General features: G+C 51.8%; 18 protein-coding genes. 6 read left to right on the forward strand and 12 right to left on the reverse strand.

Annotated features, from left to right (window positions below; translation table 11 throughout):
- Nucleotides 1-249 precede the first annotated feature (249 nt).
- Nucleotides 250-1014: a DsbA family protein gene (locus ACNRUY_RS18145; protein ID WP_488113064.1), complete on the reverse strand. Its 765-nt coding sequence runs from the start codon at nucleotides 1012-1014 to the stop codon at nucleotides 250-252.
- Nucleotides 1015-1491: 477 nt separating this feature from the next.
- On the opposite strand from ACNRUY_RS18145, the gene ACNRUY_RS18150 reads away from it, so the two are divergent.
- Nucleotides 1492-1776 carry a hypothetical protein gene (locus tag ACNRUY_RS18150; protein ID WP_488113065.1) on the forward strand — a complete coding sequence of 95 codons (285 nt, stop codon included), beginning with the start codon at nucleotides 1492-1494 and terminating at the stop codon, nucleotides 1774-1776.
- A 113-nt stretch (nucleotides 1777-1889) separates the two neighbouring features.
- Here the strand turns inward: ACNRUY_RS18150 and ACNRUY_RS18155 are convergent, their stop codons facing one another.
- The 5 genes from ACNRUY_RS18155 to ACNRUY_RS18175 all read right to left on the reverse strand — a co-directional run bounded on the left by ACNRUY_RS18155 (nucleotide 1890) and on the right by ACNRUY_RS18175 (nucleotide 8764).
- On the reverse strand, nucleotides 1890-3770 hold the full coding sequence (locus tag ACNRUY_RS18155; protein WP_488113066.1) for a DUF1302 domain-containing protein: 1881 nt from the start codon (nucleotides 3768-3770) through the stop codon (nucleotides 1890-1892).
- Between the two features lie 237 nt (nucleotides 3771-4007).
- Nucleotides 4008-5213: an SO2930 family diheme c-type cytochrome gene (locus ACNRUY_RS18160; RefSeq protein ID WP_488113067.1), complete on the reverse strand. Its 1206-nt coding sequence runs from the start codon at nucleotides 5211-5213 to the stop codon at nucleotides 4008-4010.
- A gap of 3 nt (nucleotides 5214-5216) precedes the next feature.
- Entirely contained in the window at nucleotides 5217-6476 is a 1260-nt protein-coding gene (locus ACNRUY_RS18165; RefSeq protein ID WP_488113068.1) for a parallel beta-helix domain-containing protein, read from the reverse strand.
- 184 nt (nucleotides 6477-6660) lie between these two features.
- The gene (locus tag ACNRUY_RS18170) at nucleotides 6661-7836 is read right to left on the reverse strand and encodes a helix-turn-helix domain-containing protein (RefSeq protein ID WP_488113069.1); all 1176 of its coding nucleotides are present in this window, start codon (nucleotides 7834-7836) and stop codon (nucleotides 6661-6663) included.
- Nucleotides 7837-8302: 466 nt separating this feature from the next.
- The gene (locus ACNRUY_RS18175) at nucleotides 8303-8764 is read right to left on the reverse strand and encodes a hypothetical protein (protein WP_488113070.1); all 462 of its coding nucleotides are present in this window, start codon (nucleotides 8762-8764) and stop codon (nucleotides 8303-8305) included.
- Between the two features lie 244 nt (nucleotides 8765-9008).
- Between ACNRUY_RS18175 and ACNRUY_RS18180 the strand changes: the two genes are divergently transcribed.
- Nucleotides 9009-9953: a LysR family transcriptional regulator gene (locus tag ACNRUY_RS18180; RefSeq protein ID WP_488113071.1), complete on the forward strand. Its 945-nt coding sequence runs from the start codon at nucleotides 9009-9011 to the stop codon at nucleotides 9951-9953.
- Between the two features lie 28 nt (nucleotides 9954-9981).
- On the opposite strand, the gene ilvM is transcribed toward ACNRUY_RS18180, so the two are convergent.
- The 3 genes from ilvM to ACNRUY_RS18195 form a co-directional block, all read right to left on the reverse strand.
- Complete coding sequence (ilvM, locus tag ACNRUY_RS18185) at nucleotides 9982-10239, reverse strand: acetolactate synthase 2 small subunit (RefSeq protein WP_488113072.1); 258 nt, start codon at nucleotides 10237-10239, stop codon at nucleotides 9982-9984.
- The gene (ilvG, locus tag ACNRUY_RS18190) at nucleotides 10239-11909 is read right to left on the reverse strand and encodes an acetolactate synthase 2 catalytic subunit (protein ID WP_488113073.1); all 1671 of its coding nucleotides are present in this window, start codon (nucleotides 11907-11909) and stop codon (nucleotides 10239-10241) included. Before ilvG ends, ilvM begins: the two co-directional genes overlap by 1 nt.
- A gap of 506 nt (nucleotides 11910-12415) precedes the next feature.
- Entirely contained in the window at nucleotides 12416-13753 is a 1338-nt protein-coding gene (locus ACNRUY_RS18195) for a BamA/TamA family outer membrane protein (protein WP_488113074.1), read from the reverse strand.
- 260 nt (nucleotides 13754-14013) lie between these two features.
- On the opposite strand from ACNRUY_RS18195, the gene ACNRUY_RS18200 reads away from it, so the two are divergent.
- From ACNRUY_RS18200 to ACNRUY_RS18210, 3 genes are all read left to right on the forward strand, one after another.
- Complete coding sequence (locus ACNRUY_RS18200; protein ID WP_488113075.1) at nucleotides 14014-15843, forward strand: SufS family cysteine desulfurase; 1830 nt, start codon at nucleotides 14014-14016, stop codon at nucleotides 15841-15843.
- A 103-nt stretch (nucleotides 15844-15946) separates the two neighbouring features.
- Nucleotides 15947-16216: a type II toxin-antitoxin system RelB/DinJ family antitoxin gene (locus ACNRUY_RS18205; protein ID WP_488113076.1), complete on the forward strand. Its 270-nt coding sequence runs from the start codon at nucleotides 15947-15949 to the stop codon at nucleotides 16214-16216.
- On the forward strand, nucleotides 16210-16482 hold the full coding sequence (locus tag ACNRUY_RS18210; protein ID WP_488113077.1) for a type II toxin-antitoxin system YafQ family toxin: 273 nt from the start codon (nucleotides 16210-16212) through the stop codon (nucleotides 16480-16482). Before ACNRUY_RS18205 ends, ACNRUY_RS18210 begins: the two co-directional genes overlap by 7 nt.
- Here the strand turns inward: ACNRUY_RS18210 and tcdA are convergent.
- Nucleotides 16472-17329: a tRNA cyclic N6-threonylcarbamoyladenosine(37) synthase TcdA gene (gene tcdA, locus ACNRUY_RS18215; RefSeq protein ID WP_488113078.1), complete on the reverse strand. Its 858-nt coding sequence runs from the start codon at nucleotides 17327-17329 to the stop codon at nucleotides 16472-16474. The two genes, ACNRUY_RS18210 and tcdA, sit on opposite strands and share 11 nt — an antisense overlap.
- A gap of 83 nt (nucleotides 17330-17412) precedes the next feature.
- The gene (locus ACNRUY_RS18220) at nucleotides 17413-18699 is read right to left on the reverse strand and encodes an MFS transporter (RefSeq protein ID WP_488113079.1); all 1287 of its coding nucleotides are present in this window, start codon (nucleotides 18697-18699) and stop codon (nucleotides 17413-17415) included.
- Between the two features lie 344 nt (nucleotides 18700-19043).
- Between ACNRUY_RS18220 and ACNRUY_RS18225 the strand changes: the two genes are divergently transcribed.
- Nucleotides 19044-20417, forward strand: coding sequence for an autotransporter outer membrane beta-barrel domain-containing protein (locus ACNRUY_RS18225; RefSeq protein ID WP_488113080.1), 1374 nt, complete (start codon nucleotides 19044-19046; stop codon nucleotides 20415-20417).
- A 58-nt stretch (nucleotides 20418-20475) separates the two neighbouring features.
- Here the strand turns inward: ACNRUY_RS18225 and ACNRUY_RS18230 are convergent, their stop codons facing one another.
- Nucleotides 20476-22854, reverse strand: coding sequence for a Lon protease family protein (locus tag ACNRUY_RS18230; RefSeq protein WP_488113081.1), 2379 nt, complete (start codon nucleotides 22852-22854; stop codon nucleotides 20476-20478).
- Nucleotides 22855-22893 lie beyond the last annotated feature (39 nt).

Here is a 22893-nt window from a genome sequence, read left to right on the forward strand (position 1 = left end):
TGATTAGTATGAATCATAAGGGTTACCTTTTTACGATTTAGATTTCAGTGATTTCACCCTCTATCTAAATCGGTAACCCTTCCCTTTTTTGAAGAGGGAATTGTCAGATCAGATCTGAACTAATGCATCTAATCAGATCGGTCTGCCCCTTGTCGCAGGCCCTGATATTTGCAGTTTATAAAACCTCTCATGGCTGCCTGGAGCTGTCATGAGAGGTTTTTTACATCCCGTGGCTTTTAAAAGTATCTTTTATTTTTTGTCAGCCTTCTTCAGGCGCTCTTCAATCATGGCTTTCAAAGCAGTCTCATCACTGAAGCCTCCCAGGATCTGATCCGCAAAAACCAGAGCCGGTGTACCACGAATGCCCAGCTTTTGTGCCAGCCGCAGATTGTTATCCAGCTGCTGATTGATGGTGTTATCCACAGACTTCTTCAGTTGGTCTATATCCAGGCCTTCTGCTTTAACAGCAGCGGCAATGGTGTCTGAGTCGTGTCGACCGGGGAAGGTCATCAGGCGGGAATGAAGAGCATGGTAGGCGTTGTTACCCTTTTTTCCGGCAGCCAGGGCCAGGGCTGCACCCTCCCTTGAGCTTTGACTGAGTATGGGTAAATCCTTGTAAATGATACGCACATCAGGATAGGCCTTTACCAGGTTATCCAGAATGGGATCCTGCTTTTTACAGTACCCGCAATTAATATCGCCAAAATAGACCAGGCTGAGTTTTGCTTTTTTGGCTTCAGCTCCGGCATAGGGGTCATTGGTATTATTGAACAGTTCCTTATGGCTCTCTTTGAGGGCCGTACTCTGGGCTGCATTTCTGGCGGCTTCTTCTTTTTTCTTCAATTCATTAATGACGTCCACCAGAATCTCCGGATTTTCCATTAATGTCTCACGTACCAGCTGCTTGACCTGTTGTTGCTGCTCTTTGTCCAGGGAAGCCGCCTGGGCAATTTGAGTTTGGGCCAGCAATGGCAGCATCAGGGTCGCAGCTGAAATGGCGATCAGTTTCTTCATGTCAACGTCCAGTTTGTCCTGGTGAGTTTGAGTTTTGTCGTAACGAAAGGTAATTGGTTAATACTACCGGTTTGATGGCCTGTTTTGGAACTGCCAAATCGTCTGCAGTGCGTAAGCTGACCGTCGGGGATTGTAAAAAAAAGAGATGGCTGGGTATTTGTAGTGATGGTCATTGACCCAGGTCAGCCTTTGTTCAATTCTCCAAGCGTACTTTATAAGGAGAAAGAATTCGGTAAAAGCAGCCTGAGGAGGAGGTGTAAAGACCGTTGAAGGACTCAATGGCTCAGAGTATCGGCGTGACCCTGCTGGCTCTACAGGGCTGAATATACTTTATTCAGGTGTTGCTATGGGTTTTCCAGTGGCTGGAAAAAGTAAACATTAGCCGGTTACAGCCCCTAAACCATTGTCTGGATGGCCGATAACAACAGTTCCCAAAATCGATTCTCGCAAGAGAGCAATGCAGAAGGAATGAAGACAATGAAAGCAATTGTTGTTGCCGTTACCGCTTTAGTTATGGCGGGAAGCGTTCAGGCTCAGGAAGCCGAAGAAAGCCAGCAGATGACTGACGCTTCAGAAAAAGCTGTTTGTTACTCCATGGGCAGTGTCCCTTCCACCCGGGTATCCAGTTCAAAAGGAATGGCTCCAGATCTTTCTGTTAACGTTGCCCCCACCTTTTATATCACCAGTGAGCGCGACTACCAGGCCTGCCGAAAAATGGCTTCCCAGAAAGGGGCGTTTGTGATTATTGATCCCAATGCCTGACAGAGCTGGGGTGAATAAAAAAGGGTGTCGTGTTTTCCACGGCACCCTTTTTTTTGAGGACTGTCCAATTTCCTCCTCTCCCTCAGGAAGAGGGCCGGGGTGAGGGGGAAAGGTTAGAACTTATACCCGACCGTTCCAGTAATAGTGCCCTTGCGCAGCACCGTATCAGCATCGCCACCCCAGGTAAGCTTGGCCATCATCTGATCGTACTTGGCAGTGAGGCCCATATTGATCTTCTTCTCACCCTCTTCAAAGCGCCCGGTCATATGAGAGTTACCATCTACATCGTGGGTGAAGCGAAAAGTGGATTCCAGATTCACGCCTGAAATGCCCACATCGTTCCAGTTGGCGCCCAGCATCATATTGTAGCCCCAGCTGAAGCGGTCCAGACGTTCGTCGGCCTCTTTTTCTCTATCATCCCCAAACCACTCACTGGAACCTTTGGCGACGTATTTGTCATAGTCTTCAAGCCCTGAGACTTGTTCGAAGGCAAATTCGGTGACCACATACATCAGATCAGTGCCCAATACGGCACCAAAGGGTTGGATTGCTGATAATGAGGCATCCCAGACTGGGGTTCGCTCATAGTTTTGATACCACTGGCCAACAGTTGCCGTCCGGGTACTATCAACATGCGAGGCAGACCATTCTCCGTTGTTAACTATGCTATTGCCAGCAGTCAGCACTTTTGCCAGCAGATCTTCTGGATGGTCAATCCAGATAGGAGCATTCTCTTTGTAGGTGATTTCACCAGCAATTTGGGTATAACCAAATACTTTTGTATGGAAGCTTGCCCCCCAAATTTTAATGTCTTCAGGGTATACAGCTTGAGCATAGGTTGCTTGGTTTAGAAGGTATAGGTTACCGATAGCATCATTTCCAGCCGCGCCGGCTACTGCTCCAGCTGCTGTGTTCAGGGTTGCATCGTCAGCGATCATGGCTTCAATAGTGGGTAAGCTGGAATGATAGTTTGCATAGTAAAAAGCAAATTCAGTGTCCTTTATAAACTCAGGCTCATAGGTAAAGCGCAAGCCCCATTGGCCAGAATTACTAGCATTTTTGGAACCGGAGGTGTCTGCAACAGTAATAAAATCTGTTTGGTATTCAAACAAACTAAATCCATTGGGCTGGAGTACCCCTGCATTTAAACCATCCAGGACTGCAGAGCTGACTCCAAGCCCTGCCAAGTCATAATGCGCAAAATCCGACCCGGGAACAAAAATATCCTCCCCGGAACCATAGGTACCCCGCCCGGGAAGAATAGACCCTTCCCAGTCGTACTGAACAAAGGCGGATAAAGCCATTTCATCATTGAATTGCAGGTCCGCCATTACCATTCCCTGGGCCAGGTTCAGGTCTCCATCGGAACCGGGCAGGGTGGCCAGGGCCATATCGTAGGCATTGAGGTCCATCATTCCGCCCCCGTAGAAGATGGTTTCCCCCCAGTTATGGGTCTGATCCCCCAGCTTCAGACTCAGTTTCTGACCACCCTCAAACTGCCAGTCAGCAAAGACATAGGCACTTTGCAGTTTCACTCCCCGGCCCTGGTTGTCCTTGACCTCATCAGACCAGCCCGGGAAAGTGCCGCTTTCGTCATACAGCCCTTTGGCCACATCGGCATCATTATTTTCCTGCCAGTAGTTGGTGCCATTCATCAGTACATGGTCGTAATAAGCGGTAGCCCGCCCAAAAAAACCGTAGTTGTCTTTTTTGACGTCCAGTTCTGAAGTAACTTTCAACGCCTTACTGACAAAGCCACGTTTAAATGAACGGTCACCGTCGTTTTCGAGCTGCTCATTGGAATCCGGGGTTTCGTAACCTTCCAGGTCGTATTTTGCTCCCAGGCTGATTGTGGTGTTCAGAGAGCCCTGGACTTCTCCGTCCATGGCTTCAAATTCAAAGGCCTGAGCCGATGAGGTGGTGAGGAGAGTACCTGCCAGCAGGAAGCCGGCCGCGGCTGGTGCAAGCAGCAGCGTTCTCTGGGAATAAGACATAAATGTCGGTGTCCTTGCCGTGGTTGTTATTAGAATTGTTATTAGAGTTATGGTTTGTATTGTTATTGTTTTTTTGTGTTGGCGTCGTCAGTTGTACTAAAGCTCATACTGGTATGCAAGTTATTTATTGGCTGTGCTTTCTCCCTGGTTCTGTTCATGAATAATGGGTGTGTTTTTTCAGATTTTAGCTGCATATATCTATCTAAAGTCGTTTTTTATCAAACGTCGAAAGTCGTCTTATGAGCCGTATCCACCTGCGAGACAGAGTATGGCCGTCGGGTCTATGCTGTCGATCCACTGCCCCACCAGGTCAACACCTTTTTTATGGCTCAAAGACCGGCCCAGCTCCGGCATCATTTCCCCGGGCTCTATGGTGGCCATCCGGTAAGTGAGAATAGACTGGTCAGCATGACCCGGCATGATGTCTACGGTCCGGTTGCCAGCCCCCTTACCCGCCGCTATGGGCCGCTTGCAGAAACCCAGTCGGGCGTTTTCCGGAGTATCCATGGTCAGAAAGAGCCCGCTGGTGCGTGCTGCCCCACTGGGGTTATGGCAGTGGCTGCAATTGGCATCCAGGTAGCTTCGGGCACGATGGGCCAGAGATTCTCCAGGGCGTCCATTGGGCCATAAGGCGTTTTGGGGGAGCTGATCCGGGTTGTTCAAGCCTTTCAACAACCCTGTTCGAGACCAGTATGTGAGCTGGTTTTCTTCGCCTGAGGCATAGTCGTAGCTTCGATTCAGGTGGCGCACTTTTGGGCCCAGAGGTTTGACGGCCTGACGACTGTCTTCTTCGGCATGGCAGCCCGCGCACTGGTTGGCGTCGGGAATGATGTAGGTAAACGACATTTGTTCTTTAGATAAAAAGGGGTTGCTTTCTGTGCCAGCAAGCGTCAGTTGCCTGCTATCACCTGCCCATTCGAGTACTGCGTCGTTTTGCTTATTATTCCAGACATAGGGTAGAGCGACCCAGCCATTTTCCTGATGGACAAGAAGGCGGGTTTCAATCAATCTCACCTGATTTAATGGCAAACCTTCTTCGGTTGAGTGAGAGAAGAGCGATTGATCGCCTTCCGAGGGTTGTAAAACAGAGCCGCTGGCAATGGGATAGTAGAAGGTTTTACTGATGATGGTCCCGGTGGGGTACTGGATTTCACCATCAACCCGTTCCGCCTGCTTTCCCTCTGGTATCCATACAGTACGCAATTTGCTGGCGTAATCCGTAAATAGAGGGGTGTTCAGCTTGTAGGGGACAACCCCTTCCGCCAGCTGGAGGCGGTTGTCTTTGAGGTGATACAGCTGCCACTGGCTGAGCTTTTCCGGATAGTTATCCCCACTGATCATCAGCAGAGGCTGTGGTTGTTCACCACAGCCTGCCAATACCAGGGTTAATAGCCATACTGCGCACATCCTGATCGAGGCAGGTACCCTGATAACTGCAAACATACATCAGCCCTCCAGCATTGGCAGAGAAACCGCCGCCAGTTTGGGCAGCGTACAACGGTGAGGAGTGATGTCCGTGCTGATGTTGCTGAAGTTGTTTCCGGCATCGACATTGACAATACCAGTATCACCATTGTCTATGCACAGGGCGGGCTTTTCTGCCTTTGGGCTCAGAATGCCGTCCCAGAGCACATCCGGCAGGCTGCCGCTGAAGCCAAATTCGGCAATTTTCAGGGCTTTGAGCTCCATGCGGTCCGGGCTGTCACCGCCTCCTTTAAACCGGTTGTTGTAAACAAAAATGCCTTCCGGATAAGGGTCGAAGTCTTCCGATAACTGGTAGTTTTCTTCGTAGCCCGCGGTGAAGTAACTGCTGACGATCACATTAGCAGTTTTGTTATCACGGATGTCGTTGTCAAAAATCTCAACATTGTCGTTTGAATTGATCAGGATGCCTGAACCCGCCGGTACAGCGGCTACGGCTGTACCCTCTGTGCCAAAGTTGTCATAGTTATTGGCGTAGATCTGGTTTTTATAAATTCGGGTCGTGTGGCCGGGTTGCTGCAGGTAGGGCATATTGAAGACCAGGATTCCCCCGGTGTTATTGGTGGCAATGTTGCCATAGACATCGGCACCAATGGTATTTTCAATCTCAATACCGGCGACGTTATATTCTGCCCGGTTGTTTCGTACGATGACATTTCTGGACTGGCCCACATAGATTCCGGCATCGGATGCGCCAATGGCCACGGAATCTTCTATCAGGGTGTTTTCCGTCTGTACCGGGTACAGCCCATAGGCACCATTGCTGTTGTCAGGACCGTTGGTCCACTCAACCCGAACCCGGCGAATCACAATGTTGTTGCCCTGGTTGATTTTAATGGCATCACCTTTGGTGTCTTCAATGGCCAGGTCCTCCACCACAAAGTCACTGGCATTGACCAGCAGCCCTTCTGCACCGGCCACCTGGCCCTTAAAGGAGAGAATGCTCCTGTCCATACCGGCACCGCGCAGGGTAACACCATCTATGTTCAGGGAGAGGCTTCGATCAATGGTGAAGGTGCCTGCAGGAATTTCAATAACATCGCCTGCTTTTGCCTTGATCAGCCGGGCTTGAAGATCCTTTCGGAAGTTTTCGTTTTCGATAGTGTCACTTGAGGCGTTTTGTTGCCTTTCTTTTGCTACGGGCGATGGTTGACTGCCCTCCTGAGTGCAGGCAGTGAGCAGTAACACCATTGCAGAAGCGGTCAATAGGGATCGGATGTTCAAGGGGACTTCCTCGTGGCTTTTTATGCGCTATAGACTCTTCATGGGCTATGGGCATTTGTTTTTATTATTGTGCTGCTGTTCATCACAACAGAGCTTCAATGTAGTGGGATCAAGGGGAAGGGTCTGGCGTAAAGTGGCAGAAAAATAACCGATTTTGAAATCAGTCAGATTATTTCAGAATCAGTCAGCTCCCATTTTCAAGGGCTTCCGGGCATTTCACAGAGGGCATCACCGGGTGACCCTGTGGTTCCTGTTGACCCGCTGCTGGCTGTTTTCTGAACTGGCTGGGTGTCATTTGAGTCCGCTCTTTAAAAGCCCGGTTAAAAGCACTTAACGAGCGAAATCCGGTATCCAGGGCAATGGAAAGGACAGGAAGGTTCCGTTCCTGGGGAGAAATCAGACGCTGGCAGGCTTCCTGGATCCGGTAACCATTGAGAAAGTCATTAAAGTTTCGGTAGCCCATATGCTGGTTGATGAGCTGGCGTAACCGGTATTCCTGGATATCCATATAATTGGCCAGGTCGCTAATGGTTATCCCTTCTTCTTTATAGAGGCGCTGGTCTTCCATCAGTGATTTCAGTTTGCAGACCAGCTCATTGAACCGATCGACCTGTTGACCGGTGGTGTTTGAACAGGCTGTGCTTAAAGCGGTATTGACCGGGTCTTCACTGGAGGCTTTATTGGCATATTCGGGGGAAGCCGGTTCTGGAAACAGTGATCCAGTCCGGAAACGCAATAGACGACCGTAAAAAACAAACAGAAAAAAAGCCAGCAACAGGGGTTGTGCTTCTACGAACAGGGTCGGTCCTCCATCAAAAAACTGTTCCATGGTGACGATCAGAGCTATGTAAAGGCCAACACTGGCCAGCAGCCAGACTCGCAGTTCCCTGCGTGATTCAACCAGGTCGTCCCGCATGCTTCGGATCACGGTGATCAGGGCATGGGCAATCAACAGGAATTCCAGCCATTGTGGCAGGTGGAACATCAGCCAGTTGAAAATAAAAGAGGTGTCCAGGTGCAGCAGGTAAGCTCCCGCTTTTCCTATGGTCGGGGTGAGGATGACGATCAGGGGAATGGTCAGGGTTTTGGGGGACAGTCGAAAACGGTCATTAAAGGAGAGGTTGCAAACCAGCCAGAACAGGGTGGGTATCATGTTGCGAAGGGCGCTGCAAAGCCACATCAGCCAGAAGTCACCGGACCAGGATGCCACCAGAGGCTGGAGCAGGTAGCCCAGCAGGCTGAGTTGCAAAAGGGCAAAACCAGAGGCCCTGGGGTCCCGGATGGATGGTAACACCTGCATCAGGGTCATCAGAGTCAGGGAAAGGCTGAAAAATGTGGCTCCAATCTGATAGGTTGGCATTGGGCTCCCAGGGGGCTCCTTTTCTTATTGATGGTCTCTGTCGTGAAAAATAGTTTTCTTTCGCTCTGGGGATTTATTGTTCTGACGGTGACCGTTTTGCAGTCAATCGTTTTTGGGTCATTCTGCCCTGTCACCGATTTTTCTGCAAAGTATGAGGAGGTATATCCCTTTGTTTTCAGTGGTTCTGTGGTGATGCTTGTGAAGTGCTGTTTGTTTTGTTTAAGTTGATCAAAAAATAAACAGATCTGTTTTTTGCCCTTGGCCTCTGGGGTTCAGGAAGTTATCCACAGGTCATTCAATGGTTTGACCAGTAAATCTGTTGATGAGCGTTCTTTCTGAAAAGGCTGCTTGCAGGTTCTTTTTTGTCAGTTGTGCTGTGCATAAAACAATGCCCGGTATGACCGGGCGAAAATTCAGTAGGTTTGGTGTGGATGGCCCTGAAAGTTGGACCTGTGTGGTGTGATTATCAGTGACGGGTTTCGCTGGCCGGTAGGATATTGGGGTGATCAAGCCAGTCTTCCGGGTTATCATCAATGGTGTCAATCGCCTCGGCTTCGTCCAGCTCCCCACGGGTGGCCAGTACTGCCAGCTCCTTGGCAAATTTCTGAAGCAGTTCAATCACGTCTTCCCGGTTGGGGTTGAGGCTTTCATTGATCTCAATACTGAACAGGGGCGGGGAGTCGCAATGGCTTTCCTCTTCCTTGCGCACCAGAATCATTTGCAGACCGGCGACGTCGTCGTCACTGATTTCGGCCAGCTTGAATGTGATGGATTGGGCCTCACGAAGAATCGACAGCAGTTTCAGTGCTTCAGCAGCACTGAGGTCGCCGGCATCGACGCGGGCTTCAACATACTCTCTGGCAGACATGCCTGATGCAATGTAACTGTCCACCAGATCCTGCATGTTCTTATACTTGTCTTGGCTCATAGACCCTCCTTACAGCTGTTGCAGCTGATGCCAGCGCGTTCTGCCTGCTATGGAGCATTTGGACGGGCTGACTTCTAGGCCAGATTAACCAGGGCTTATCCTGGATCCTGATTTCCAGTGTACCCTAATGGGAATGAATGTATAGGGGTTAATACTGATGAAGTGAAAGTGATATGACTATAGTCTCACGCCTCTGTGTGGAACGGGTGTTGATGCCTTACAGCTCCAGGATGTACTGAATAACATGAACCTGTACCGATTGAATCTGAACCTTCTGCCAGGTCTGAAAGCACTGCTGGATACCCAGAGTGTCTCGCTGGCGGCCAAGCAGATGCATGTCACCCAGTCGGCCATGAGCCGCACCCTGGCGCAGCTTCGTGAAGCGTTGAACGACCCGATTCTGGTCCGCCAGGGAAACCGTATTTTTCTCTCTGAGAAAGCCATCGCCCTGAAAGACGATGTGAACCGGGTGGTGACAGAAGCCAGCACCATTTTTGAAAACCAGCTGTTTGATCCCTGGACCACCGAAAAGAACTTTACCATTGCGGCCACCTATATTGTGCTTGAGCAGATGTTGCCGCAGATTCTTCAGCAATTCTGGTCCCAGGCGCCCCATTTCAATTTTGAGTTGTTGCAGTTCAGCCCCCAGCTGGATGAAAAACTGGAGGCAGGGCAGGTAGACCTGGTGCTGGGCTATGTGGGAAAACCGCCGTCGGGGTTCAGTTCTGCGCCTCTGATGGAAGACGGCATCTGTGCCCTGGTCCATGAAAGCCATCCCTGCGTCCATAAAAATATTACGGTGGATGATCTTGAAAAATATTCAGTGATCCGCCACTCATCCTGGATGGGAAGCCCCCATTTTATCCGGGACTATCTGGATAGCCTGAGCCCCAATATCCGGGTGGCGGCCAAAACGCCCAATCTGCCCATCAGCCTCCAGATTGTCAAAGAGACAGAGCAGATTCTGATCACCATGAAGCGAGCCGCCCAGGCCAACATTTATGAACAGGGTATGGTGGTTAAACCGCTGCCAGGAGATACGCCAGAGGTTCACTATAGCGTGGTGTGGCCGGAGTACTGGGAGCATAACCGGGCCCATCGCTGGTTTCGTGAATTTATCATCAACCGGTTCCGGATGAAGTTGAAAGAACTTGAGCGGGTGGCAGATATCACGGGGGAGAAGGCCTGATCACTCTGCCTGACACCAAAACTGGAATCTACGTTGCTGATGCCTGTAGACCGATGTCTATGGCACTCACCTCCAGCTGAATAACATCATAGAGTTTTTCCAGCTGGGTGGTCAGCAGCCCCAGGGGGCGGATGCCGGAAACATCAATGGTCAGCTCCATATGCTGCGGGTGACTGCTTTTTCTCATGCCCAGGCTGTCCAGTGAAAAACCCCGGTGCCGGATCACTCTCAGGACTCTTTCCAACACATCCGGTTGTTTTCCGCATTGAATTGTCAGCTGATACATTATGAGTACTCCTCAAGCATCTCGTGGTTGGCGGCTCCGGGGGGAACCAGGGGCCAGACATTTTCCCGGGCATCAATACAGACATGGAGCAGAAAGGCCGTGGAAGCGGCCAGCATTTCTGTCAGTGCAGGTGCAACTTCATCCCGTTGAGAAATCATTCTCCCCGGAATACCAAATGCTGCTGCCAGGCTGACAAAGTCAGGGTTGTCCGACAGGTCGGTTTCACTGTAACGGCCGTCGAAGAACAGCTCCTGCCACTGGCGGACCATTCCCAGTTTCTGGTTGTCCAGCAGAACCATTTTGACCGGAAGCTGTTTTCGGCGGAGTGTGTTGAGCTCCTGGATGTTCATCATGAACGAGCCGTCTCCGGTCACCAGAACCACCTCACTCTCCGGCCTGCCCATTGCCGCGCCTATGGCAGCGGGCAGGCCAAACCCCATGGTGCCAAGGCCGCCACTGGTCAGATGGTTGCGGGGATGGTGAAAGCCCATGTGCTGGGCGACCCACATCTGGTGCTGGCCAACATCGCAGCTGACGATGCTGTCCGGGGGCAGTTGATCTGACAGTTGCTTCAGGAGCAAAGGGGCAAAGATATCATCACCGGGTTTGTGGTATTTCCAGGCATGCTGTTTTTTCAGGGACAGGCAATACTGGCGCCATTCTTCAATGGGCAATGAACCTTTCAGCGAGCCTGTCAGTTCAGGAAGAAGTTCATTGATGGGGGCCGTGAGGGCAACACAGGCCCTTCTGCGCTTGTGAATTTCGCCCGGGTCTATATCCATATGGATGACTTTGGCATCAGGGGCAAAGGTATCCAGTTTGCCGGTGACCCGGTCATCAAACCGGGCACCGACCACCAGCAGTAAATCTGAGTTCTGCACCGCCATATTGGCGGCTCGGGTACCGTGCATTCCCAGCATTCCCAGGTAGCAGGGAGTATCAGGGTGCACAGAGCCAAGCCCCTTTAAGGTACAGACGCTGGGGATGCCGGTGGTGTCCAGAAAGTCACGGAGCTCCTGCACAGCTCCTGCCATGCTCACTCCTCCACCTACATAGACGATGGGGTGTTGGGCCGTTTGCAGCAGGGCAATGGCTTCCTGAATCTCGGGAGAGCATGAGTGGTTTGTATGTTCCCTGGGTGAGGCAACGGTATTCAGAGGAGGCTGAAAAGAAAGCTCTGCCTGCTGAATGTCCTTTGGGATGTCCACCAGCACCGGTCCGGGTCGGCCTTCAACGGCCAGGGCGAAGGCGCGTTGCAGTGTTTCGCATAATGTGTCCGGGCTATCCACCAGAAAGCTGTGTTTGGTGCAGGCCATGGACAGACCCAGTATGTCGATTTCCTGAAACGCATCGGTTCCCATGGCTGCCCGGGGGACCTGGCCTGTGATCGCCACAATGGGAACGGAGTCCATCATGGCGTCTGCCAGAGCGGTAATCAGGTTGGTGGCACCGGGGCCTGAGGTGGCCAGGCAGACACCAGGGCGGAGTGTGGAGCGTGCGTAACCAATGGCGGAAAAGCCGGCTCCCTGTTCATGGCGACAGAGGACATGCTCAACAGGGGAGTCAAGAAGGGCGTCGTATACCGGCATGATGGTGCCTCCCGGGTACCCGAAAAGGGTATCAACGCCGAGGAGGTGGAGGGTTTTTACGATGGCTTCAGCGCCTTTCATTCTGACCACCCCCGGTTGGATCTGGAAATAACTGCTCTGTGAAACCCTTTACCGAAGCCTGGGCGACGGATTCTGGTGCTGATGAGCCTGTGCTTATGACCTGTAGTAACAGGACAGGGATTATTGCAATCAGCTGAAGGGTAATCAGGGCAGTGAGTTCCATGGCGAGTCTCCTGGTATAACCAAAAAAAAACCCCCGGACCTTGCGGTTCGGGGGTTTTGTGGAACAGGGTTGTATTCAGCCCACAGATCCCCCCGCGGAGATAATAATCACCACGTTTAGAATAAGGATCAGGTTGCTATGGGCTGAGTTCATTGCTTGAAAATAGTCTGTGTTTGTTCAGTTTGTCTGGATAAAACTTATAACACAGGAATGTAAACTGAGCCAGTGATTCGGTTGGCTCATTCATTAATGACCCCCGGCTATGTCGGGGAGACTTGCATCGGTTATTCCCTCACCCCACCCTCTCCCAGAGGGAGAGGGAGTTTGGCGGTGCAAACTTTGTCTAGAAAGGCTGGTTCACAAAGACTCGGAAATACCACTCTTCCGCGCCACTGGCCACTTCAGTCCTGACCGTTACGCCTTCAACCCGGAAACGGATTCCGCCACCAAAGCTGGTTTTCATATCCCGGTGCAGCTCATGGACATCAAAGTTGTCTGCAACGCGGCCTGCATCCATAAACAGGGTCCACTGCCACCAGGGGATATCGTACATGGGGCCAATGATGGGCATGTCTTCCAGGGGATTCCATTTTGGCATCATCCGGTATTCAAGGCTGTAGGACACTGCCGAGCGGCCATGGAAACGATCGGAGTTATACCCTCTGAGCTTGTCCCATCCTCCGAGAGTGACCCCGGCAAATGAAGGGGCCCTTCGATAGACCTCTTCACCGTTGACCGTTGTGGTGTCATTCCAGGTGGGGGTATCAGCAACCCAGGCATTCAGGGCAATCACCTGCTGGTTCATAAAGTCATTGCTGCCCAGGCTGATGAACTTGCTGAACTCAAACTCCACGGTGGACCAGTCAGGCCGGTCATCACTGCCCCAGTCATGGGTCCAGGTGAAGGCGGTTCGGCTGCCGCGGGTGGGTAACTGGCTGGAGTTCCGGTTGTCGTACTCAAGGATAAAGCGCATGCCCATGGCTTTATCCGCTTCCTGCTTTTCCAGCGCGCCGGACTCAAACTCATCCAGCCTCTGGGTCTGGTAGAAGGGCTGCAGTTCGAAAGTAGTAATACCTGAGGTGAGGGGGTTCCACTCAATACCACCGGTTTTATAACCCCGGGCTTTTCGGGCGGTAGCCGCCAGAGCGCCTTCTTTGCCCGCACCAATGGGCAGGGTATAGCGCATGTGGATCTTGTAATTTTGTTCCCTTGCTCCAGAGCGAATATAGTTGTCCACACTGGAATCATTGCCGCCAGCACTTTGGTCTGCAACTTGTCCCGCAAACTCGGGATTGCCGGAGAGATAATAGTTGGCTTTTTTAAAGTTGGCTTCCAGTACACTGAAGTCAAATTGAATCTGATCCCATTCAGGAATCATGACGTTGTAGAGACCCAGATAGCCGAGCATAGTGCCATTGCTTGAGGCGATTGCCGTGCCGAACAGGGACATCTGGGGCTGGCCGATGCCATTGATAATGCCCGCGCCCCCCAGGGCAACCCCCCAGTCTTCCGAGCTGAAAATAAAGGGCAGGCCTGCCGCTTTCTTTCGGGGGGAGCCGTTGGTTGAGTTTACAGGGCTCGATAACGAGGGCTCAGAGACGGCGGTGCTTTCTGCATTGGCGAAAACCGGGCCGTTGAGGACGGTGATCCCCAGTGCCAGAGTTATTATTTTCCGCATCATTTTGGGTCAGATCGCTCCCTTATTTTCTTGGGCTATAGGCATCGTTTTCTTGCGCTATGGGCATTTGTTCAGCATCTCGGCAGTGTTTCAACATCCATCGATCAAAACAGGCGGTATAAATGTTCTATTGTCAGTGGTCGAGATGGCTTATTTTCGGGCCATTATCAATAATCCCCGGTAATTCGATATAAGGTATTGCCTCAGTTGACCTGAGCTATACACTTCCCAGTTCCATGGGCTCTCTTTTATAAAGAGCTGTTTTGAATAAAGACCGTTACGATCCCCTGATGATGAATCACCAGCACCCTGCCCGTTCCCCTGCTTTTGATGTGGATGTTATTCGCAGGCAGTTCCCTTTACTTTCAGAGCAGGCTCATGGTCAGCCCTTGATCTACCTGGATAATGCCGCCACCACCCAGAAACCCGAGTCCGTGATTCAGGCGCTCACGACGTATTACCAGTGCAGCAATGCCAACGTTCACAGAGCGGCCCACTTTTTGAGTGCCAGGGCAACCCATGCTTTTGAAGACGCCAGGGAGCAGGTGCGGCGGTTTCTTAACGCCGGTGCTGCGGAAGAAATCATCTGGACCCGGGGAACCACAGAGGCCATTAACCTGGTGGCCAGCAGTTGGGGACAGAGTCAGTTAAAGACCGGGGATGAAATTCTGGTCAGCCGGCTTGAGCACCACGCCAACATCGTGCCCTGGCAGCTGCTGGCCAGTAGCACAGGGGCAGTGATCAAAGTGATTGAACTGGATGAGAGCGGCAGGATTGACCTTGAACACTTCCAGCGCCAGTTATCGGATAGAACAAGGCTGGTGGCCATCACTCAGGCATCCAATGCCATAGGGACATTGACGCCTCTGACCACCATCATCAACACAGCCCATGATGCCGGGGCTCTGGTTCTGGTGGATGGTGCCCAGGCAGCGGCCCACAGTCCTCTGGATGTGCAGGCGTTGGGGTGTGACTTTTATGTGTTCTCCGGCCATAAGGCTTATGGGCCAACCGGTATCGGTGTGCTTTATGGCCGTCGGGAGCTGCTGGAAGCCATGCCCCCGTGGCAGGGCGGCGGAGAGATGATTGAAAAAGTGAGTTTTTCCGGTACCCGCTTTAATCGACTGCCTTTCAAATTTGAGGCGGGTACTCCTCATATTGCGGGTGCCATAGGCCTGGCTCAGGGGCTGTCGTTTATTCAAAGTATGGATTCAGAGGCATTACTCCTTCATGAGCGGCAACTGCTGTCGCAGGCTGAGGAAGGTCTGGCTGCCATAAAGGGAGTGAAGGTGATGGGTGGGGCACTGAAAGAAGGCGTTGAAAAAGCCCCGATGGTCTCCTTTATTTCTGAGGTCCTTCATAACCAGGATATTGGCATGATGCTGGATCAGCAGGGCATTGCGGTTCGAACCGGTCATCATTGCGCCATGCCTTTGATGGAAAGTCTCAACCTTCAGGGAACGGTGAGAGCATCCTTTGCTGCCTATAACAACCCGGCGGATGTGAGTGCTTTCATTCTGGCGCTGGAACGGCTTCATCATCCGGGCTTTCATCCGATTCCGGACGTTTCGGGTGTCGTTGATCGCTCTGAGGCGAGTGGTCAACCGAGTCTGCCAGAAGTCTTCAGTAATTTTGCGTCTGTTCTTGGAACCGGTGTTCAAAAGGGACTTGCCAAAGAGAAGGCCGGAGAGAATGCTGAGCGAATTAAACGGCTGAAGTCGCTGAAAGGCTGGCAGGAGAAGTACCGGGAAATTATGCTGCTGGGGAAACAGCTGCCAGCTTTGCCGGTCAAATGGAAAACCGATGACGCCCGCCTCCATGGCTGTGAGAGCACTGTCTGGCTCCATCATTATTATGACGATGAAACCATGAAGCTGCATTTTATCGCAGACTCTGATGCCCGGGTGATTCGGGGGTTGATTGCCCTGGTTCTGTCAGCCCTCAGTGGCAAAACCGCTCTGGAGATTGAGCTGGTAGATCTTGAAAGCTGGTTTATGGAGCTGGATCTGTTCACTCATTTAAGCCCCTCCCGGGGCAATGGGCTTAAAGCCATTATCCGGGAGATCAAGGCCATTGCGCACCGGTATCAATAAGCTGGGCACTCATCCTTTTTCTTTCGCCATGGGCATTTGTGTGAAATTGTATTGTGTACCGATTGGTCTACAATGATTTCAAGTAAAACAAAAGGGGCGTGTTATGAGCAAGACCGCGGTAGTCAAGGCCAGAGTGGAACCTGAGCTGAAGGCACATGCTGAAGCTATATTTCGGAAACTGGGTATCAATACAACGGAAGCCATTTCCATGTTTTACACTCAGGTTGGTTTGTGCGGCGGCCTGCCCTTTGATGTACGGATACCGAATGAAGAAACGCTTCAGGCATTGAAGGCATCCAGAGAAGGGTTAGGGTTAAAGACGTTTGACACTCTGGAAGACATGATGGACGACCTGGATGATGACGAATGCTGAAGCCGGTTCAGACTTCAAAGTTTAAGAAAGATTACCGGAGGATTAAAAAACAGGGTAAAGACCTGAAAAAAATGGTGGCGGTGCTGGATTATCTGGTTCAACAAACCACGCTCCCGGTCAGGCACTGCGACCATGCTCTGACAGGGCCATTGAAAGGGTACCGGGAGTGTCATATTGAGCCAGACTGGTTATTGATTTACCGAATCGACGACGATCGTATTATCTTTGAGCGCACTGGGTCACACGCGGAATTGTTCAGGATGTAGGCGAAGGTGGTTTGTTGATCAGCTTTTTTATCATCCGGGCGGTGGCCGCAAAACCAAAAGTAGCCGTCACCGCTGTTGAGGCGCCAAAGCCACTGGCGCAATCCATTTTCATGGAGCCTCCGGCAGTGGGCTTGGTCTGGCAGACAGAACCGTCCGCCTGTGGATAGACGGCCTGTTCCGTGGAAAAAACACAGTCCACCCCAAACTTTCTCTGGGTATTTTTGCTGAACCCATGGCGGTCCCGCAGCTGGTTACGGACTTTGCGGGCCAGGGGGTCATGCCAGGTTTTGGTCAGGTCCGTAATCTGGACCTGGGTGGGGTCCATCTGGCCCCCGGCACCGCCGGTGGTAATGATTTTGATTTTATTGCGTTTGCAATGGGCAATCAGTGTTGCCTTCACCCGGAAATTGTCGATGGCATCGAGCACATAATCAAACTCCCGGGTAATCAGTTCGGCAATGTTGTCCGGGGTAATAAAGTCTTCGATCACCTGGCAGTTGCATTCAGGATTGATACTGCGAATTCGTTCGGCCATCACCTCAACCTTGGACTGACCGATGGTTTCCGACAGGGCATGGAGCTGTCGGTTGGTGTTGGTGATGCAGATGTCATCCAGGTCAATCAGGGTGATGTGACCAACGGCGGTTCTGGCCAGTGCTTCAGCTGCCCATGAGCCAACGCCACCAATGCCGATCACACAGATGTGGGACTGCCTGAGTGTCTCAACCGCCTCATGGCCATATAAACGACGGGTTCCGCCAAAGCGGTCGTTATGGTCGTTTTTTTGATGATTGTTGCGGTTGTTATCAACTCTTTTGTCAAGAGCGTCACTGGCATCAGCGGGCATCAAAGGGGTTCTCCGGTCTTTACCATGGTAAAAGCGCGGCGATTATAAACCTGCTACTGGTTCGGTGCGAATAGCGGTATTTATTATTGCGCCGTCGTTTTCTGACCGGAAGGGTGTTGGGCGCACATGAGGTAGACGCCAGCCAATCCACAAAACCCACTGAGTGCCAGGTAGATGGCCGGAGAAGAAAGTTTGCTGGTTGTCTGGATCAGGGTCATGGCGATAACCGGCGTCAGTCCCCCAAAAACGGCAAAACAGGCGTTATAAGAAAAAGCAATGCCGGAATAGCGAACGGAAATGGGAAAAACAGAGCTGAGTATAAGAGGGGAAATACCGGTTACAGTGCCCAGGACAATGGCACTGGGGATCATGACCAGATAGACGGAAACGTGATAGTGGGCGTATGCCGCAAAAATGGGTGCGGCCAGAAGTATGGATACCAGGCATGAGTATCTCAGCAGTGTTAACTGAAACCGGGGGGCAGGATTACGGTCCGCCAGCCAACCCACCAGGACAAAGATAACGGCAGCGGCAAAATTACCCAAACCACCGGCTATGGCCACCGTTTTAGCATCATAACCCAGCAAGCGGGTCAGATAGCTCTGGGGAAACAGAAACAGCAATGACATGGATACCGCTACCGGAATAATCAATAAAAAGCCGGTCAGTATTTCAGTTTTATAGTGTTTGAGCAGAATCACCAGAGGGATCTGGCTTCTTTGTCGGGTCTGATCCAGTTGCAGAAACAGGCTGGACTCATGAAAATGTTTTCTGACCTGGTAACTGAATATACCCAGGCAGCCACCAAACCAGAATGGAATCCGCCAGCCCCAATCCGCCATGGCCTCCTTACCAAGCAGTTCCAGCAACAAGCTGTGCACCAGGGATCCAAAAACAAAACCACTGACCAGGGCCATAAACAGCAGACTGATCACCACTCCCTGATGTTTCTGCACGGTTTCACTGAGGTAGGTGATGGCACCGGGAATTTCACCGCCAATGGAAAATCCCTGAATGATTCTCAACAGGGTGATCAGAATGGGGGCGAGCACTCCGATCTGATGGTAGGTGGGCAGGCAGCCAATCAGGGCAGTGGATAGAGCCATCATCAGAACTGTGGCCGAAAACACCGGTTTACGGCCGTAGCGGTCGCCAAGATGACCAAAGACCAGACCGCCAATGGGACGGGCAAAATAACCGGCTGAAAAAGTAGCAAAGGTGGTGAGCAGCGATGTATACGGATCAGATCCCGGGAAAAAATGGTCTGCGAGGTAGCCCGCCATCAGCGCATAAATAATAAAATCATAAAATTCCAGCAGGCCGCCTAACGATGTCACCCATACCAGGCGGATCTGGTGTTTTTCTAACATTGCCGGTCTCCTGACTTTTATGAAAGAAAGCAGTGTAGACCAACTATCAGCAACCATAGTTCCAAGAAAGAGTGCTTCAGGTATCGGGCAGGGAAAGCGGACCCTGGTGAATTAGCCCTATTTATGGACACGACTGGCTAACCCCCAACGATCGACTATGTTCTGAAGTCATATGGCTGCTTTCTGTCTCAGTCAGTCCCGGCTTTCTAACGGATCCGGAGTGACCGAAGAACGGTCTGTATGGCTGAATGGCCAGCATGATTGAATAGAAAGTGGACGGGTTACCAGGTCGTTATCGGGGTATCGCTGTGGAAGTCAGACGTTTAAACAGGCCCAATACGCGAATGTTGACGGGGATAGTACCGGTGTTGCTTTCAACCGGTGTTTTGAATTCAGGGTTTTGTGCCACCCCCAGCCCAGAGATTCATTCAGACCCCTCTGCCAATACTGTCACTTTGTCGCATACTGAATCCATTCCGGTTCACTCTAAAATCGTTCTGGATACATCCACTAGGTGGAAGACTCCTCACAGCCAGGATACTTATTTTAAAGCCATAGAGAGTGAGAATGAGGATCAGTTTGCCAAAAGCCTGGGGGTCAGAACGGCCATTATTCCATCATCCCATTTATTATCGTCTGCTCAACAGGTATCAATGAAGTCACCTCCGGTGGTGGCGGATAAAATGAATCAGGAAGCAACCTTTATCGCCTATGACCGGTTTACTGGTGTAACCCGAAGCCTGTTCAGGGGCAGAATTCCTCATGACTCCGTTGTCAGTTATCACGAGGACCTGTTTCAGACGGTTCCTTCCTTTCGGTGGCTGGCCAGCAACAATGACCATGAAGAAGTGGATTACCTGGGGCAGGGAGAAGGGGATGACGCCTCCTATGGCAGCCGGCTGGCTGAAGGGGCAAAATCAATGATGAAAGGCCCCTGGGTCACGGTTTTCCAACTTTATGGCCACTACCTGGATCAGGATCCTGTGAGTGACCTACCGGGTTTTAAGTCCAGTGGTTACGGTATTCAGGGGGCAATAATGCATCCGGCCGGGGAGGTGTGGCTGGTGGGGCTCTATGGGGCCTGGCAGCGGTTGACGGCTGACATGCGAAACAGTGATGCGGAAGTGGAATCAGGGGTATGGCGCCTTGGTCCTGCATTTGCATTGGGGTCGGGGCCAGCCCATGCGGAAGGGTTGATTACCTATAACTGGGGAAAGGTGGATAACAAGAATAATAGCTACAGTGGAAATTACAGCAGCCGACAGTGGGATCTTTTTGTCCGGGGAGGGTATGACTTTGATATGGAGCATATGGCCAGGGGATTAACCCTGACCCCGGAACTTCAGGCGCTTTACTCCAACCAGTCACGGGATGCATTTAACTGGCAGTATGATAATACCCGCATTAACAGTGCTTCCTCCAGTGGCTGGGCGACCCGGTTGGGAGGAACGCTCGGCTATGATCGGTTGCAGTTCGAGCAGCCCCTTGAGTTCAAGCTTTCGGTGGGCTGGCAATACAACCAATACACGACTGCTGACCTTGAAACCGGCAGTGGGCGTTTTGGCTTTGGTGAGTATGACCGTCATGCTATGTATTATGCCGCCGGAGTCGATACAGTCTTGAATGAGACGTTTAATGTCTCTTTGAGTTATGCAGGCACCTGGTCCAGTAATGCACTTGGACATTTTTTACAGGCGGGAGTGGAGTTTCGTTTCTGATGGCCCTGGCAGCTGAAAAAAACCTGCCATGAGCAGGTTTTTTTCAGGGGGGGAATCATCAATGGCTGTCTTTGGACAGCTCGGCAATTTCCTTCAGGCGCTCCACTACTTTCTGATTAACGGATCCTTTGGTATACAGCCCCTTACTGTTCAGGCTGCCTGGCTTATGGCCGGTCAATAGCTCAAGGGCCTCCTCCACATGGCTGACGGCATAGACATTGAACTGTTTGGCCCTGACCGCGTCCACCACTTTACTGTGCAGCATCAGGTTTCGAACATTCGCCTTGGGAATGATGACCCCCTGCTCACCAGTGAGCCCTCGGGCTGCACAGAGATCGAAAAAGCCTTCGATTTTCTCGTTGACACCACCAATGGCCTGAACTTCACCATGCTGATTCATGGAACCGGTGACGGCAAAACATTGCTTGATGGGAGTGTCGGTGAGGGCAGAGATCAGGCAGCAGAGTTCTGCCATTGAAGCGCTGTCGCCATCAATGTACCCGTAAGACTGCTCCATGGCCAGGCTGGCGGAAATGGCCAGAGGAAATTTCTGGGCATAGCGGCTGCCCAGGTACCCGGTCAGAATCATGACCCCCTTGGAGTGGATGGCCTGCCCCAGAGCCACTTCACGCTCAATATCGACAATGCCCTGACTGCCGGGGTGAACCGCTGCGGTGATCCTTGCGGGTGAGCCAAAACTGGCATCGCCCACGGCAAGAACGGTGAGGCCATTGATTTTCCCCACCTGCTCTCCCTCAGTGTCGATCAGGATACTGCCTTCCAGCATTTCCTCCAGAATCTGCTTGCTGACTCTGCCGGTTCGAATGGCTTTGGCTTCCAGGGCCCGGTCAATGTGCTCGTGGTTGATCTTCCGGCCGTTACTGGCGCGGCGGATAAAATCAGCCTCGGCCAGCAGGTCAAACAAGTCGCCAATCTTTGCGGAAAGCTGACGCTGGTTTTCGGTCATCCGGGAGCTTTGCTCCACCAGTCGAGCTACGGCAGAGGCGGAAAGGGGGGGGTAGTTTTCATCATCCGCCCGGTTTTTCAGCAGCTGGGCAAAGGCCTGAACGGTGTCCGGGTTGCGGGGGATCTGGTCATCAAAGTCCACCAGAACCCGGAACATTTCATGAAAGTCCGGATCCAGCTGCTGGAGGATGTAATAGATGTCCCTGGATCCCACCAGGATGACTTTGACATCCAGGGGAATGTTTTCCGGGGTCAGGGTGATGGTGTTCATCAACCCCATTTCAGAGTAAGGGGATTCGATTTTCAGCTGCTGTTCTTTCAGGGCGCGCTTCAGGGCCTCCCAGACAAAGGGTTCTTCCAGCAGTTTGTTGGCATCGAGCAGGAGGTAACCGCCGTTGGCCTGGTGCAGTGATCCGGGGCAGATCTGGCGGAAGTTGGTGACCAGGGCGCCCATCTCACTGGCGTACTCAATGCGGCCAAAGAGGTTTTTGTAATTGGGATGGGACTCATAAATCACCGGTGCGGCCGCATCGCTCTTATGGGCCACCACCAGATTAGGGGCGTACAGCTCTTCAAGGGCGGAACGTTTGCTGGCGTCCTCTTTGGACTCCATGCTGCGGTCGTCAGCCAGGTACTCAATGACAGTGCGGTGCAGGTGCTGCTTCACCGCCTCCAGGTAATCCAGGATGTTCTGCTGCTTACTGTATTTTTTCAGCAGTGGTTTCAGTAGCGGTGCCAGAGCCTGGTCAATGGTTTCCTGGTTGAGGGTCTGCAGCTTTTCATTGGATTCCCGTTTCCACTGAGGTAACTCCACCAGGGATTGATTCAGCTGGGTTTCCAGCTCACTGATGTCGTTGTTGAATTTGACCCGCTTCTTGTCCGGCAGCTGGGCAAATTCGGTTTCGTCCATGGCCTTGCCTTTGGTCATGGGGGTGAAACTGAGGGAGCCGGTGTCCCGATAGAGGGCTATGTCCCTTTTCAGGGCTTCCTGTTCTATCTGGTCAATGGCCTGGTCGTAGCGTTTGTTGAAGCTGCGCTCAATGGCGGTTTTGCGCTGTTGATAGGTGGGGTTTTCAAAGGCTGCCGGAAAGGTCATCAGCAGCTTGTCGATGAAAGACCCAAAGTCTTTCTGCAGGTCATTGCCCAACCCTGCAGGCAGTTTGAGAGCTCTGGGCTCCCGAGGGTTGTCGAAGTTGTTGACGTAGGCCCAGTCATCCGAGGAACTCTGCCTTTTTGCCTCGGTTTCCAGGTGTTTGCGTAGATACGACATCCGGCCGGTACCGGACTCTCCCATAACGTAGATGTTGTAGCCGGAACGATGCATGGCGACGCCAAACTGAATCGCACCGGTGGCTCGCTCCTGACCAAGAATGCCTATGTAGTTTTCCAGTTCATCGGTGGATTTAAAACCTAAATCCTTGACTGGCTGTTTTGCGATGAGTTGTGTCGATGTTAGTTTGAGTTTTTTCACAAAGCTTGCCATTTCCCGGGAAAATGCTTTCACCGTCTA

This window comes from Endozoicomonas sp. Z74, from assembly GCF_057680865.1.

Bases quoted from the DNA above. Each gene is read 5' to 3' on its own strand.
- ACNRUY_RS18145 (WP_488113064.1), bottom strand. From the start codon at position 1,014: ATGAAGAAACTGATCGCCATTTCAGCTGCGACCCTGATGCTGCCATTG.
- ACNRUY_RS18150 (WP_488113065.1), top strand. From the start codon at position 1,492: ATGAAAGCAATTGTTGTTGCCGTTACCGCTTTAGTTATGGCGGGAAGC.
- ACNRUY_RS18155 (WP_488113066.1), bottom strand. From the start codon at position 3,770: ATGTCTTATTCCCAGAGAACGCTGCTGCTTGCACCAGCCGCGGCCGGC.
- ACNRUY_RS18160 (WP_488113067.1), bottom strand. From the start codon at position 5,213: ATGTTTGCAGTTATCAGGGTACCTGCCTCGATCAGGATGTGCGCAGTA.
- ACNRUY_RS18170 (WP_488113069.1), bottom strand. From the start codon at position 7,836: ATGCCAACCTATCAGATTGGAGCCACATTTTTCAGCCTTTCCCTGACT.
- ACNRUY_RS18175 (WP_488113070.1), bottom strand. From the start codon at position 8,764: ATGAGCCAAGACAAGTATAAGAACATGCAGGATCTGGTGGACAGTTAC.
- ACNRUY_RS18180 (WP_488113071.1), top strand. From the start codon at position 9,009: ATGAACCTGTACCGATTGAATCTGAACCTTCTGCCAGGTCTGAAAGCA.
- ilvM (WP_488113072.1), bottom strand. From the start codon at position 10,239: ATGTATCAGCTGACAATTCAATGCGGAAAACAACCGGATGTGTTGGAA.
- ilvG (WP_488113073.1), bottom strand. From the start codon at position 11,909: ATGAAAGGCGCTGAAGCCATCGTAAAAACCCTCCACCTCCTCGGCGTT.
- ACNRUY_RS18195 (WP_488113074.1), bottom strand. From the start codon at position 13,753: ATGATGCGGAAAATAATAACTCTGGCACTGGGGATCACCGTCCTCAAC.
- ACNRUY_RS18205 (WP_488113076.1), top strand. From the start codon at position 15,947: ATGAGCAAGACCGCGGTAGTCAAGGCCAGAGTGGAACCTGAGCTGAAG.
- ACNRUY_RS18210 (WP_488113077.1), top strand. From the start codon at position 16,210: ATGCTGAAGCCGGTTCAGACTTCAAAGTTTAAGAAAGATTACCGGAGG.
- tcdA (WP_488113078.1), bottom strand. From the start codon at position 17,329: ATGCCCGCTGATGCCAGTGACGCTCTTGACAAAAGAGTTGATAACAAC.
- ACNRUY_RS18220 (WP_488113079.1), bottom strand. From the start codon at position 18,699: ATGTTAGAAAAACACCAGATCCGCCTGGTATGGGTGACATCGTTAGGC.
- ACNRUY_RS18225 (WP_488113080.1), top strand. From the start codon at position 19,044: ATGTTGACGGGGATAGTACCGGTGTTGCTTTCAACCGGTGTTTTGAAT.